The sequence below is a fragment of the Pseudomonas sp. NPDC087342 genome (genome assembly GCF_044744265.1).
In the GTDB taxonomy this organism is placed as follows: domain Bacteria; phylum Pseudomonadota; class Gammaproteobacteria; order Pseudomonadales; family Pseudomonadaceae; genus Aquipseudomonas; species Aquipseudomonas nunensis.
Map to the genome: position 1 here is coordinate 164,712 of NZ_JBIUXZ010000005.1, position 12,675 is coordinate 177,386.

Annotated in this window: 13 protein-coding genes; 6 read left to right on the forward strand and 7 right to left on the reverse strand. The window is 59.5% G+C overall.

All coding sequences use genetic code 11. The annotated features are described in order from the left end of the window. The first annotated feature begins 22 nt into the window (after positions 1 to 22). Both ACIOYV_RS14800 and ACIOYV_RS14805 read left to right on the forward strand, forming a co-directional pair. On the forward strand, positions 23 to 901 hold the full coding sequence (locus ACIOYV_RS14800; protein ID WP_054048863.1) for a putrescine utilization regulator PtrR: 879 nt from the start codon (positions 23 to 25) through the stop codon (positions 899 to 901). 96 nt (positions 902 to 997) lie between these two features. Then, entirely contained in the window at positions 998 to 1,333 is a 336-nt protein-coding gene (locus ACIOYV_RS14805) for a hypothetical protein (RefSeq protein WP_054048860.1), read from the forward strand. Positions 1,334 to 1,459: 126 nt separating this feature from the next. On the opposite strand, the gene ACIOYV_RS14810 is transcribed toward ACIOYV_RS14805, so the two are convergent. Genes ACIOYV_RS14810 through ACIOYV_RS14820 form a run of 3 tightly spaced genes read right to left on the reverse strand, consistent with a single transcriptional unit; the run spans position 1,460 to position 4,238 of the window. Next, positions 1,460 to 2,665, reverse strand: a complete 1,206-nt coding sequence (locus ACIOYV_RS14810) for a methylaspartate mutase (protein WP_401324597.1) — start codon at positions 2,663 to 2,665, stop codon at positions 1,460 to 1,462. After that, the gene (locus tag ACIOYV_RS14815) at positions 2,662 to 3,087 is read right to left on the reverse strand and encodes a cobalamin B12-binding domain-containing protein (protein ID WP_401324598.1); all 426 of its coding nucleotides are present in this window, start codon (positions 3,085 to 3,087) and stop codon (positions 2,662 to 2,664) included. The genes ACIOYV_RS14810 and ACIOYV_RS14815 overlap by 4 nt, the downstream gene beginning before the upstream one ends. Before the next feature lie 29 nt (positions 3,088 to 3,116). Then, positions 3,117 to 4,238 (reverse strand): fatty acid desaturase, encoded by a 1,122-nt coding sequence (locus tag ACIOYV_RS14820; RefSeq protein WP_401324600.1) that lies wholly within the window; start codon positions 4,236 to 4,238, stop codon positions 3,117 to 3,119. Positions 4,239 to 4,355: 117 nt separating this feature from the next. Here ACIOYV_RS14820 and ACIOYV_RS14825 point away from each other — a divergent pair, with 117 nt between their 5' ends. Beyond that, the gene (locus tag ACIOYV_RS14825) at positions 4,356 to 5,237 is read left to right on the forward strand and encodes a LysR family transcriptional regulator (RefSeq protein ID WP_401324602.1); all 882 of its coding nucleotides are present in this window, start codon (positions 4,356 to 4,358) and stop codon (positions 5,235 to 5,237) included. Between the two features lie 19 nt (positions 5,238 to 5,256). On the opposite strand, the gene ACIOYV_RS14830 is transcribed toward ACIOYV_RS14825, so the two are convergent. Together ACIOYV_RS14830 and ACIOYV_RS14835 are read right to left on the reverse strand one after the other, a co-directional pair. Beyond that, on the reverse strand, positions 5,257 to 6,243 hold the full coding sequence (locus ACIOYV_RS14830; RefSeq protein WP_401324604.1) for a quinone oxidoreductase family protein: 987 nt from the start codon (positions 6,241 to 6,243) through the stop codon (positions 5,257 to 5,259). Between the two features lie 9 nt (positions 6,244 to 6,252). Next, the gene (locus tag ACIOYV_RS14835; RefSeq protein ID WP_401324773.1) at positions 6,253 to 6,828 is read right to left on the reverse strand and encodes a LysE family translocator; all 576 of its coding nucleotides are present in this window, start codon (positions 6,826 to 6,828) and stop codon (positions 6,253 to 6,255) included. A gap of 587 nt (positions 6,829 to 7,415) precedes the next feature. Here ACIOYV_RS14835 and ACIOYV_RS14840 point away from each other — a divergent pair. Beyond that, positions 7,416 to 7,667, forward strand: coding sequence for a ParD-like family protein (locus tag ACIOYV_RS14840; RefSeq protein ID WP_054048853.1), 252 nt, complete (start codon positions 7,416 to 7,418; stop codon positions 7,665 to 7,667). Then, entirely contained in the window at positions 7,664 to 8,464 is an 801-nt protein-coding gene (gene map, locus ACIOYV_RS14845) for a type I methionyl aminopeptidase (protein ID WP_283777353.1), read from the forward strand. The genes ACIOYV_RS14840 and map overlap by 4 nt, the downstream gene beginning before the upstream one ends. 139 nt (positions 8,465 to 8,603) lie before the next feature. On the opposite strand, the gene ACIOYV_RS14850 is transcribed toward map, so the two are convergent. After that, positions 8,604 to 10,271 (reverse strand): diguanylate cyclase, encoded by a 1,668-nt coding sequence (locus ACIOYV_RS14850; RefSeq protein ID WP_401324606.1) that lies wholly within the window; start codon positions 10,269 to 10,271, stop codon positions 8,604 to 8,606. Positions 10,272 to 10,413: 142 nt separating this feature from the next. Between ACIOYV_RS14850 and solA the strand changes: the two genes are divergently transcribed. Next, entirely contained in the window at positions 10,414 to 11,586 is a 1,173-nt protein-coding gene (gene solA, locus ACIOYV_RS14855; protein ID WP_401324608.1) for an N-methyl-L-tryptophan oxidase, read from the forward strand. A 119-nt stretch (positions 11,587 to 11,705) separates the two neighbouring features. Here the strand turns inward: solA and ppk2 are convergent, their stop codons facing one another. Then, entirely contained in the window at positions 11,706 to 12,599 is an 894-nt protein-coding gene (gene ppk2 / locus ACIOYV_RS14860) for a polyphosphate kinase 2 (protein WP_177331458.1), read from the reverse strand. Positions 12,600 to 12,675: the final 76 nt, after the last annotated feature.

The window sequence follows — 12,675 nt, forward strand, 5'->3', positions numbered from 1 at the left end:
TCGTTCACGTTTGGAGAATGACTTGGATCTGGTCCAGCTCGAAATTTTCAAGGCTGTCGCCGAGCACGGCAGCATCAGCGCGGCGGCTCAACACATCCACCGGGTGCCGTCGAACCTGACAACGCGGATCAAACAACTGGAGCAGGATCTGGGCGTGGACCTGTTTATCCGCGAGAAAAGCCGCCTGCGCCTGTCGCCGGCCGGGTGGAGTTTTCTTGATTACGCCCGGCGCATTCTCGATCTGGTCCAGGAAGCGAGGGCGACGGTCGCGGGTGAAGAACCCCAGGGATCATTTCCATTAGGTTCGCTGGAAAGCACGGCGGCGGTGCGGATTCCGGAGTTGTTGGCTGCCTACAACCAGAAACACGCCAAGGTCGAACTGGACCTGTCCACCGGACCCTCCGGCACCATGATCGACGGCGTGCTGTCCGGGCGATTGGCTGCCGCGTTTGTCGACGGGCCGGTCTTGCACCCGGCACTTGAAGGCGTACCGGCGTTCGAGGAAGAAATGGTGCTGATCGCACCGCTTAATCACGCGCCGATCCATCGTGCGCAAGACGTCAATGGCGAGAATATCTATGCCTTCCGCGCCAACTGTTCCTATCGACACCACTTCGAAAGCTGGTTCAGCAAGGACGCTTCGGTGCCCGGCAAGATTTTCGAGATGGAGTCGTATCACGGCATGCTCGCTTGCGTTAGTGCCGGCGCGGGTCTGGCGCTGATGCCCCGCAGCATGCTCGAAAGCATGCCCGGCTGCACCACGGTGAGCATCTGGCCGCTGTCGGAGTCCTTCCGTTATTTGCGCACTTGGCTGGTGTGGCGTCGGGGCACCGTGTCGCAAAGCCTGACCATGTTTGTGCGTTTGCTGGAGGAGCGGGGCGTGGTGCAGGAAGCGGTCTGAATCTCCCTGGAAAGTGATATCTATCAGCCATTACCTTCGTTAGAGTACGCGCCGCTCGGGAGACGGATCCCGGGCGTTTTCTAATGGAGTTACACAGTGAATTACCTCAGCAAAATGGTCGCCGTTGCAATGTTCGGTCTGGTTCTGGCGGGTTGCACCGGCACCCCGATGACAACCCAGCATTACGACAGCAGCCAATACACGGTCCTGGGCCACAGTGAAGCCACGGCCACCGGCATGCTGTTGTTCGGTTGTATCCCGATCAAGCACAACAACCGTTTTGTCCGCGCTCAAGACGCCGCGATCAAAGCCAAGGGCGGCGACGCCATGATCAACACCCAGGTGCAGGAAAACTGGTTCTGGGCCTACGTCCTGACCGGTTACACCACCAAGGTTTCGGGTGATGTGATCAAGCTGAAAACCGTTCAGTAAGACCCACCTCAAAACCTGTGGGAGCGAGCTTGCTCGCGATGAGGCACTGACATTCAACATCTCTGTTGGCTGACAGTCCGCTATCGCGAGCAAGCTCGCTCCCACATGGACAGTGGTATTCAGATCTCAAAGCACCGCATCGTAAGTACGGATGTTGTGCCGCAGCGCCGCCAGGAACGAGAAGGCATTCTCTACTCGTTCGCCCTCGAATCCCTGGTAGTAGTTTTGCGCGGTGACCACGGTGCCGGCGCCCCGTTTGTTGTCCGGGTGCAGGCAATACGGAATCGACAGGAAACCACTGTCGAAGGCGTCGAGAATTGCTTCCGACAAGTCGGAATCCCGTGCCAGTGTGCCCTCGATCAGTCGTTTCGCAGCATTGAAAATGCGCACATATTCTTGCCTGTCGAAAGGAATGTCCGGCAAAGCACCGTCGGTGCGCAGGCAGTAGTCGGCATATTCCAGCGCGGCGATGTTCTCCTCGATCCGAGGAATTCGGCGTGACTCCACTGGCGTCTTGATGATCACCCGCTGCACGCCGGTGGCGCGGATCATGCCCAGCGCATCGCCGGTGATTCGGCAGAAACCGCCCAGTGTGCGCGGGAAAAACCCCATGAACACATACCCCACGAAGTGATAACTGCCCGGCGCAAAGAACTCGGCGGCAAGTTGCTGCAAGGCTGTCACCGCCGCACGGTCCTGTACGGGAGAGGTGCCCTGGGCGTAGGAAAAGGACAGGGTCTCGATCCCTTGTGCGCGCAAAAACAACCCTTCAAGAATATTCAGTGCGACCAGGATAGCCGGGTCGCACATCTGCCCCATCATGCAACCGGCGAAGCTTTCGATGTGGCTGTGTTCGACACCACTGGCCAACACCTGACAGGCTTTTTCCCAATGAGCGAAAGCCTGGCGCAACGGCGTGCGGCTGTAGGGCAGGCAATAGGAAAGCGGCCCGCCCTCGGTGGTGGCCGAGCCGATTTCGACCATGCGCTGAAAAATATGCAGCGGGTCGGGAGAGCCATGACGAATCTGCACCGGCAGACGATAGCGGGCATGAATCTGATCGAGCATGGTGCGGGTCTGGGCCGCTGGATGGTTGACGATCGGATAGCCATTGAGCATGGAGTCGCTATCAATCGCGCGCTGAGCCGCGTCGAGGTCTTTCACCCGAGTGAAGGCATCGAGGGTGATGGTGCACACGGTGTTTGCGCGACTGGCCGCCGTGGCTTCCAGCCCGGCCTGCATCCGGGCCGGGCAACTGAAGCCCATTCGCGGCTGGAGGATCGGGCCGTGCGAGTCATATCGTTCGAGGACGTGGCGGTTGAAGTCGATCATCCGGCGACCCGTTTTTCCAGGTACGTCGGATACAGCTGTGCGCTGACCAGTTGCTGAAAGGCATCGAAGCTGTTCGCCACGCTGTCGTCGAACACCTCGTCAAAACCGGCAGCCATCAAAGTATCGCCATGCCGGGCAATGGTCCCGGCGTCGTTTTCGGTGCAGATCTTGCCGCCGATATACAGCGCCTCGGCATGTTTCGTTTCGCTGCGGATGCGTCGGGCGAGTTCAGTGCCTTCGATGTAACCGTGGCCGTTGACTGTGCTCACCACGACCATCGCGTAACCGTGACTGTGCAGCCGCTCAATCACTTCATCCATCGGCGTGTTGGGCCCCATGTTGTCGACCTTGTAACCGAAGTCATTGAGCAGGAATTCCATGAATACCAGGTTCCAGCTATGGGAGTCGGAGGGAACAGTCATAAGAAGAACGGTCTTGTTGAACGCCATCATTAAAATCCCTCTGAGGTAGCCAGCCTGTTTGTGTAATACGGAAGTGCCTGCTGGAACTTGCGAAAGTTGGTCGTGACAGCGCTGATATATCCCCAATGGTCGATGTAGTTACTGGGAAAAGGCCGGGCGCCTTCGAGCCTGTCGCGCTCTCGCGCTGTCACGTAGTTGGGCCAGTCCTTCGATCTTGGGCGCCGGTGATGAAAGTCGTGACACGGAGTATCGCCGACCATGACGAACAGGCGGATAAACAAGTGGAAACCCAGCATCTTGATCAGCCATACGCCAATATGAGCGAAGCGTCGAACAGCGCCGGCACCTTCAGGTATGCGCAGTTCTTCACCGATAAACACCCCGGTCGTACTTTCGCAAATGAAGTCGATACCGCGTCGCTCCAGCACCTCGATGCTCGGCCAGGTGTGCTCGGCCGCCAGGCGGAAGGTGGTGCTGATGTGATAGCCGATGAACACCGGCACGACCCACGTCATCACAAAGAGATCGAAGTGCCCAACCGCTGCCGCCAGCAACGAGAGGGTCGCCCAGAAGATCAGCGTCCATCGCGCCACGGGCCTGTTTGGTGCGCGAGCCGTCGCCTTCAATCTTCCCCAGGCAGAACGCAGCATGGCCTGTGGCGACAACGCGGCGCTCACCAGTTTGGTCCACAGGGTTGCGATGCTGTCGGACGGTGTTAAGCCCACCACGTTCCGCAGGTAGGACAGTGTGTCGTCATCGTCGGTCAGCAGGGTTCTGGAGCTGTGATGCAGGGCGTGTTCCTGTTTGTAGATATCGAACGGCTTGAGCATCAGTACGCCAGAGATAAGCCGGCCCACCCGAACATTCAACTCACGTTGTTCAAACACCATGTCGTGGGCGCAGTTGTGGCAGATCATGACTTGCATCTGCTTGATGCCACCGGTTGCGATGACAAAGCCCGACAACCAGAGGGCAAGGCTGGCGTGCAAGTAACCGATTGCAGCAAACACCACGCCGAACGCTATTAATCCCACTGACACAAGAATATGGTGAACCGGCTTCAACTGGCGGACCTGATTGAGATCTTCAGGCAAGGGCTTGGCCGTGAGCCAGCTCAAAAACGGTTGCATGAACCCCGGAAGTGCGCGCATCGAGTTACGTATCATCCCTGTGTCCTCTGGTATGGCTCGATGCGAAAAAATTAACGTGGCCTCCTCTTACTTCGAATAGAAATAGGTGGGGATCGATATTCCATTTTTGGGAATGACATGAACTGGGACGATCTGAAGGTTTTTATCTTTGTCGCCAAATCGAACAACGTGACCGAGGCGGGAAACTTGCTGAAAGTTTCGGCCTCGACCGTGGCGCGACGGATCGCCGGGCTGGAGGAATCGCTCAGTACCGTGTTGTTCCTGAAGAAGACCAACGGCTATTTCCTGACCGAAGCCGGGAGGGCGCTGTTGCCGCTGGCGCTGGAGTCGGAGGAACGCTTCAAACTGATCGAAAGGCAGATGTCGCAGCCAGGCGAACGGATGGCGGGGCAGGTGCGTATCGATTGCCCGGAGCTGATGGGCACGCACTTGATCATTCCGGCGCTGAGCGAGTTTCGCGAGCAGTACCCGGGGATCGGCTTTGACTTCATGAATTCGGCGGTGTCGTCAAAGCTGACGCAAAGCCAGAGCGACATCATTATCCGGTTGCACCGGCCCGATAACGGCAATTTCACCATGCGCCGGGTCGGCACCCTGGTGCAGAGCCTGTTCTGCTCCGAAGGCTATGCCGCTGTCTATGGGCTGCCAACGGACGCTGCCGAGTTGAAGCACCACTATCTGATCGGCTGGACTGAAGAAATGTCCTATATGCCGCTCGCCCGGTGGTTGAAAGAAATAAGCGCTGACCAGAAGCTCTGGATGCGTGTGTCCAACCTCAATGCCCAGCTCAAGGCCGTCGAATCCAATCTTGGCATCGCCGCGCTGCCAGCCTATGTCGGGCACCGATTGGGTTTGCGTCAGGTGCTGCCCGACGGGCCTTCGCGCCATTCTGATATTTGGCTGTTGCGCAATCAGGCGACCCAGGGCTTGGGCCGGGTTGATCGGGTGGTGGACTATTTGACGGGCCTGTTCCACAGCCGAACCACCGAAATACCCTAGCGGCCATTGTGCCGGACGCTCAGGGCACGAGGATCACTGAGCCCCGGGTTTGTCGGTCCTGAACCATGCGATGGGCCTGTGCTGCCTCGGCGAGCGGCATGCGCGTTACCTGTGGCGGCAGGATCGCGCCGGCAGCCAACGCCAGTAGCACCCGGTCCGAGGCGGCAGCGAGTTCGTTGTCCTGGCCGATGTAGTGTTTCAAGGACGGTCGGGTCACATGCAACGAGCCCAGGTAGCCGAGCCGCGACAGATTGAAGCCAGTCACGTCGCCGGAGGCATTGCCAAACAGCACCAGGTGGCCGCGTGGTCGCAGGCTTGCCAGTGACAGTTCCACTGTCGCGGCCCCGACGGAGTCGAAAACGATGTGAGCGCCCTGGCCCTCGGTCATTTCACGAATAAACACCGGTGTCCTCGGGGCTTGGGCATCGAAGGCGGCGCTGCAACCGGCCTCCAGCACCTGGCGCCTTTTCGCTACAGTCGAAGCCAGACCAATGACGCGTACGCCGCGTGCGATCAGCCATCCCGTAGCGATGCTGCCGACCCCGCCTGCCGCCGCGTGCCAGACCACCCAGTCATCCGGTTTGAGCGGTACGCAGCGATGGGTCAGGTATTCGGCGGCCAGCCCCTTGAACATCAATGACGCGGCGAGTTCGCTCGGCACATCATCGGGCAGGCGGATCGTCCTTGCTGCCGGCAGCACCGCATGGCTGGCATAGCTTCCGGTCGAGCTGTCGACGAACGCTACCCGGTCACCGGGTGCAAAACCATGCACTTGCGGTCCACATTCGACAACCCGGCCCGCGCCTTCCATGCCGACACCCCGGGGGAAGGGCGACCCGTCCTCCTGTACGCCGGAGCGACGGTGTAGATCGATGAAGTTCACGCCCGCCGCTTCGATGGCGACGGTGATCTCCCCGAGGCCGGGGGCGCGCAATTCATATTCGCGCAGTTCGAGGACGTCCGGGGTTCCGGGGGCGGCGAACACAATTCCGTGTGCGAGGGTCATTGGAGCTCCTTACAACGGGCCGGTACGCAGGAAAATCCAGATCGCTACAACGATCAGCATCAGTCCGAAGACCGTGTTCTGAAATGCCAACAGCGTGGGCCGTGCCCGGATCAGTTTCTGCACCGTCGAGCCCATCGATACCCAGATGACGTGGGAGAAAAAATTCAGCGAAATCAGCGCGGCGCTGAGGATCAGCACGACGCTGCTGCTGGTGTCACCGGAGGGCAAAAACGTGGTGAACATCACCAGCAGCATCACGATGCCTTGCACATTGCCCAGTTGCACCACGATGCCGTCGCGAAACTGCAGGTGCAGGGCCTTGTTGTCGGGGGCTTTCAAGGGACGGCGCAGCAGCCGGACACCGAGCCACAGGATGTAGAAACTGCCGACCACTTGCAGCCACCAAACCAGGGTCGGATGGCTCATCAGCGTGTGATAAAGCCCCAACCCCACCAGTACCGCGAGCAGAAAGTAGGTGATATCGAGCCCGACGATAAACCGCACCGAGCGGCGCACACCGCTCTGTGCGCCAGAGGTCGCCACCATCAGGTTGCCGGGGCCGGCACTCAGGGTCATCGGTGCCATGGTGGACAGCCAAAGCAGCCAGTTGATAGTGAAAATGTCATGCACGTTCTCTTCCTTAATCGTGGCGCGGATCAGACGTCAGCCAGTCTAATTCGCAGCCGCTCTTAAGGTTATGGCCAAGAACGCAAAGCGATTTTTCAAAATTGGGGGAAGGGTGGAGAAGAGTCTTTTTCGGCTTGCCTGATGATTTCGCAGAAACGAAAAAGCCCGCACAGGGCGGGCTTTGAAATTTGAGTAGGTGGCCGGTGCTGGTCTCCGGCTTACGAGATTTATCAGGCCTCTCACAGCAAAGCGTTGTGCTTCACTGCCTCACACGGCATAAGGGCTGGATCTCAGCGCGGAGATCTTTCTAACCGTGTACCCTTCGGAGCGCGCCCCACGCTTCCTCGCTATCCACTTGCGCATCAGTCTGCGTCTTCACCTACCACTTCAGAATAGCCAAAAACTCCCAGGCCAGGGCCAGTCTTTTTAGATCGATTGTGCCCAAGCAAAAGCGCCGCAGGACGGAAAAACGCTATCGGCGGTTGCGATCCCCCAAGCGGCTCAGATAGTATACGAATCATATACACTTCGTATCGGATGGGCCTGTGGGAATCGTTAAAATTTCAGAAGACATGCACGAGAATCTGCGCGTCGCCAGCAATGCGCTGAGTCGCTCGATCAACGCTCAGGCTGAGCACTGGATGCGCATCGGCATGCTCGCAGAGTTGCATCCCGACCTGGATCACAGTGATATTTGCCGTTTGTTGATTCGCGCCGAACAGGCCGGTGGCCTCGATTTGCAACAGGTGTGCGCACTGGCGGATGAATCGCAAGCCAGCGCAGGAGCCGTGCAATGAACCGCGCCGTGAGAACCAGCGTCGTGATCAACAGCCCGGCACACATCGCCCAGTCCGGCGTGGCGGGCCAGATGGCGGCCGAGGTGCTGGCAATGATCGGGGCCTACGTTAAAGCCGGGGTCACGCTGGATGAACTCGATCGCCGTTGCAACGACTACATCGTCAACGTGCAGAAAGCCATTCCCGGCAATGTCGGCTATCACGGGTTTCCGAAAACCGTGTGCATTTCAGTCAACGAAGTGGTGTGTCACGGCATCCCTTCGGCCCAGGTGCTGAAGGACGGCGATATCGTCAACATCGATATTGCCGTGGTCAAGGACGGTTGGTTCGGCGACACCAGTCGCATGTACTTCGTCGGTGAACCGAGCCCGGAAGCGCGGCGCCTGGTGCAGACCACCTATGAAGCGATGTGCGCCGGTATCCGCGTTGTACGCCCCGGCGCGACACTGGGCGACATCGGCCATGCGATCCAGAGCGTGGCCGAGCGCGACGGTTTCAGTGTGGTGCGCGAGTACTGCGGGCATGGCATCGGCAAGGTCTATCACGATGAGCCGCAGGTGTTGCATTACGGCTATCCGGGCCAGGGCCTGAAGTTGAAGACCGGGATGATTTTCACCATCGAACCGATGCTGAATGCCGGCAAACGCCACGTCAAAACCCTGGCCGATGGTTGGACCGTGGTAACCAAGGATCTTTCGTGGTCAGCGCAGTGGGAGCACATGGTGGCGGTCACGGATGATGGCTTCGAAGTGCTGACCTCGTGGCCGGATCAGGTCGAAGGCTATCCGGCGCCGTAATATTTTTGTATCTACAACGGATCCCCTGTGGGAGCGAGCTTGCTCGCGATGGCGGCCTGACAGTCACTTGGATATCAACTGTCAGGGCCTCATCGCGAGCAAGCTCGCTCCCACAAGTGTTTCAGTCAATTTTGAATATTTACGCTGTACAGCAAACCCGGTTCCGTCCCGCGCCTTTGGCTTGGTACAACTGCTGATCGGCGCGTCTGATCAGCGCCGAGGCATTGCTGTCCGATAGCTCCGCCAAACCAACGCCGATGCTCACGGTCACCTGGCCGACCGAGGCAAAGTGCGCCTCGGCAATTGCCACGCGAATCTTCTCGGCGACAACTTCGGGGCTTTCCGGCTCCTCGATTTCCGGCAACAGCACGGCAAACTCTTCGCCGCCGTAGCGTGCAACGAAGTCGGTGGCGCGGGTGTCGCGCTGGATCAGCTTCGCCAGTTGTTCCAGCACTTCATCGCCGATCGCATGGCCGTGGGTATCGTTGATGCGCTTGAAGTAGTCGACGTCGATGAACAGCAGCGCGAACGTGCGCCCCGTACGCTGAAACAACAGGCTGCACTCGGCCAGCTTCTCATCGAAACGTCGGCGGTTGAACACACCGGTCAGCGCGTCATGGGTCGCCAGTTTCAACAAGTCGGCATTGGCCTGGGTGAGGGCGACCGTGCGTTGCGCGACTGTGGCTTCCAGCGAGGTATTGGCCTCCTGCAATTCGCGCTCCTTGCCGAGTAACGACTGGGTCATGCCCTGGATGGACTGCACCAGTTGGGCGATTTCCCGTACCGAATGCTGCAGCGGAAAGGCCACGTCGGGTTGGTGGTCCTGCACCTGTTTGGCCGCTCGTGCCAGTTGCTCGATCGGCCGGCTGAGGTGCAGCGCCAGGTAATACGCCACCAGACCGAAAATGATCGCTGCGATGAACCCCAGCGCCAGCAATTTGTAGAACAGCACTCGCGCGGGATGCAGGGCGATATCCAGTGGCTGCCGAACCGCGATGTACCACGTCAGGCCCGCGCTCGACGGTGTCGGCACGGCGACCGCACTGGTCAGGTAGCCATTGCCCACCGACCAGCCTGGCGTGGTGTCAGGGTTTTTCAATGTCCCTGGCAAATTCGGCAGTTGTTCCCCGGCGAGTTGTTCCGGGTACAGCACTTTGCCGTCGTGATCGACGATCAATGCCTCGACTTCCGGCGCCGTGCCTTTTTGCAACACGGCGGCATCGACAATCTTCGTCACCCAGCTCCAATGCGCGTGGGCGCCCAGCACGCCGACCACCTGGCCCTGGGCATTGCGGATCGGCGCGGCAAAATCGATGAACCGCAACGGTTCGCCGCTGGCGCTACCTGGCAACAGTTTGGCGAGCAACACCGCCTCGTGCGGATCGCCGGTGTAGTCACCGCGCAGTCCGGCCTGAAACCACGGGCGCTCCTTCACCGACTGATTGACCAGCAACCCGTTCACCGCTTGCCGCACTCGCCCATCCGCATCGGCCACGCCCATCCAGGCGTATTCGGCGCGGGACTGAGAGCGCAATTCCATCGAAGTCAAAATGTCCGGGTCATCCAGGTTGCCACGCTTCAACAGCGGCGCCCGGCTGAGCAGCGACACTTCGAGCTGACGTTCACGCAGTTGCGCACCCAACAACTCGGCGGCGGATTTGGCGGTGCTCAACAACGCATTGCCGCTCGCCTGCTTCATCTGCCCGGTGGCGATGTGGCCGACGTAGAAGCCCACACTCAATAAGGTGAGCAGCGACAGACCGGCAAACCAGAGGGTCAGGTGGCTACGCAGGCTTGCTTTGAACATGGACATGTCTGCCTTTTTTGGAATGGCGGCATGGTATGCGTAATGGCGGGTCTACGGCCAGTGCTGCGCAGACGTCTGGCTTTTCAGCCGGCGAATGTCATAGGGTTGAGCATTCAACGGGTGATGACTGGAAGGCGATTGAATGGAACGGTGTGAAGTAGCGGTTCTCGGTTTGGGCGCGATGGGCGCAGCCACGGCGTACCAACTGGCGAAATCCGGGGTCAATGTGATCGGCGTCGATCGTTATCATCCCCCGCACACTCAAGGCTCAAGCCATGGCGATACGCGCATCACCCGGCTCTCGGTCGGCGAGGGTGCCGCCTATCTGCCCATCGTTCGCAACTCCCACAGAATCTGGCGTGAACTCGAAGCGCTGTCGGGCGAGTCGCTGTTCGAACAGTGCGGCGTGCTGGTCATGACCTCCAGCCCTGACTATGACGCGCAGGACGCCACGGACTTCACTCATCGCACCCTGCAACTCGCCCACAGCAACGGCATCGAACATGAGCGGCTGTCGGCTGCGCAGATCCGCGAGCGCTTCCCGCAGTTTTCTCCGGTGCTGGACAGTGCCATCGGCTACTTCGAACCGCAGGGCGGTTACGTCCGTCCGGAGCGCTGCATTGCCGTGCAACTCCAGCTCGCCGAAGCGCTGGGCGCGACCCTGTTCAAAGGTGAAACCGTCACGCAGATAACTTCGGACGAGCAGGGCGTCACCGTCACTACCGACCAGCGAACGATCCTGGCCGACAAGGTCGTGATCAGCGCCGGCATGTGGTCCCGGGAATTGTTGGGCCAACCCTTCGACCGCTTGCTGCGGGTGTGTCGGCAGAAGCTGTTCTGGTTCGAACTGGAAGAACACGCCCGGTTTGCCCCGGTTTCGCCGACGTTCATCCTGCATCACGGGCCGGGTGATGAGGACCTGCACTATGGATTTCCACCGCTGCCCGGCGAAGGCAGCCTGAAAGTCGCCACCGAGCAATACAGCGAAGCGTCTTCGCCAGACACGCTCGACCGGACCGTCAGCGAGGCCGAAGCACACGAGATGTTCGAGACCCAGGTGCGCGGCAAGATCGCGGGCGTCACTTCACGCGTCGCCAAGTCGTCGATCTGTGCCTACACCGTCACGCCGGATGGCGATTTCATCATCGACGAGCATCCGCATCTGAAAAACACGCTGGTGGTGTCCGCCTGTTCCGGACACGGCTTCAAGCATTCCGCCGCGTTGGGTGAAGCACTGGCGCAGTGGTGCGTGCGGGGCAGCAGTGAGCTGGATTTGTCGGCGTTTTCGTTGAAGCGGTTTGACGGGCAGGCTTGAAGCGTCTGCCGGTGCAAAAACCATAGGCAAAAAAAATGCTGCCGGTTAAGGCAGCAATAAAAAAAGCACGCGTTGTATGACCTGAGTATTGACGGCGTCAGGTTACAGAATGATGACGATCAGTAGACTTGCGGCACGATGAGTTCCGGCGGCGTCGGGCTGCGGGAATAATCCTCTTGTCGCTCGCGCTGGGGCAGTTCGATGGTCGGATGTTCCACCTCTTCATAAGGCATTTGCCCGAGCAGGTGGTTGATGCAGTTGAGGCGGGCCTTTTTCTTGTCGTCGGCTTGCACCACCCACCATGGCGCTTCGGCGATGTGGGTGCGCTCGAGCATGATTTCCTTGGCCTTGGTATAGGCTTCCCAGCGCCGACGGGACTCCAGGTCCATGGGGCTGAGTTTCCATTGCTTGAGCGGGTCATGGATGCGACTGAGAAAGCGCAGGTGCTGTTCCTGGTCGGAAATCGAGAACCAGTATTTGATCAACTGGATGCCGGAACGGGCGAGCATCCGTTCGAATTCCGGCACGGTACGGAAGAACTCTTCGTACTGATCGGCGTTGCAAAAGCCCATGACTTGCTCGACCCCGGCGCGGTTGTACCAGCTGCGGTCGAACAGCACGATTTCACCCGCTGCCGGCAGGTGCGAAACGTAGCGCTGGAAATACCATTGGGTGCGTTCGCGGTCATTCGGCGCGGGCAGGGCGGCGACCCGACAAACCCGAGGGTTGAGCCGCTGGGTAATGCGCTTGATCACGCCACCCTTGCCGGCGGCATCGCGTCCTTCAAAAAGAATCACCACTTTGGCGCCGGTCTTGACCACCCAGCTTTGCAGCTTCACCAGTTCGCCTTGCAGGCGGAACAGTTCGCTGAAATAACGTCGTCTCTCTTCCTTCTCGCTGCCGTCGTTGACGTGCCCGTCGAACATCGCATCGAGATCGTGGCCGTCCTCCAGCAGTTCCAGCTCCAACTCTTCGTCGTTATGGTCGAGCAGCTCGCGATGGATCCGCTGCATCAGGGTGTGGTCATTTACAAGCATGGTGGGAGGCTCCCGTGGAAGGTGGCACTGACGATGGTATTCCGGGAGATAT

Bases quoted from the DNA above. Each gene is read 5' to 3' on its own strand.
- ACIOYV_RS14810 (WP_401324597.1), bottom strand. From the start codon at position 2,665: ATGATCGACTTCAACCGCCACGTCCTCGAACGATATGACTCGCACGGC.
- ACIOYV_RS14815 (WP_401324598.1), bottom strand. From the start codon at position 3,087: ATGACTGTTCCCTCCGACTCCCATAGCTGGAACCTGGTATTCATGGAA.
- ACIOYV_RS14820 (WP_401324600.1), bottom strand. From the start codon at position 4,238: ATGCGCGCACTTCCGGGGTTCATGCAACCGTTTTTGAGCTGGCTCACG.
- ACIOYV_RS14825 (WP_401324602.1), top strand. From the start codon at position 4,356: ATGAACTGGGACGATCTGAAGGTTTTTATCTTTGTCGCCAAATCGAAC.
- ACIOYV_RS14830 (WP_401324604.1), bottom strand. From the start codon at position 6,243: ATGACCCTCGCACACGGAATTGTGTTCGCCGCCCCCGGAACCCCGGAC.
- ACIOYV_RS14835 (WP_401324773.1), bottom strand. From the start codon at position 6,828: ATGGCACCGATGACCCTGAGTGCCGGCCCCGGCAACCTGATGGTGGCG.
- map (WP_283777353.1), top strand. From the start codon at position 7,664: ATGAACCGCGCCGTGAGAACCAGCGTCGTGATCAACAGCCCGGCACAC.
- ACIOYV_RS14850 (WP_401324606.1), bottom strand. From the start codon at position 10,271: ATGTTCAAAGCAAGCCTGCGTAGCCACCTGACCCTCTGGTTTGCCGGT.
- solA (WP_401324608.1), top strand. From the start codon at position 10,414: ATGGAACGGTGTGAAGTAGCGGTTCTCGGTTTGGGCGCGATGGGCGCA.
- ppk2 (WP_177331458.1), bottom strand. From the start codon at position 12,599: ATGCAGCGGATCCATCGCGAGCTGCTCGACCATAACGACGAAGAGTTG.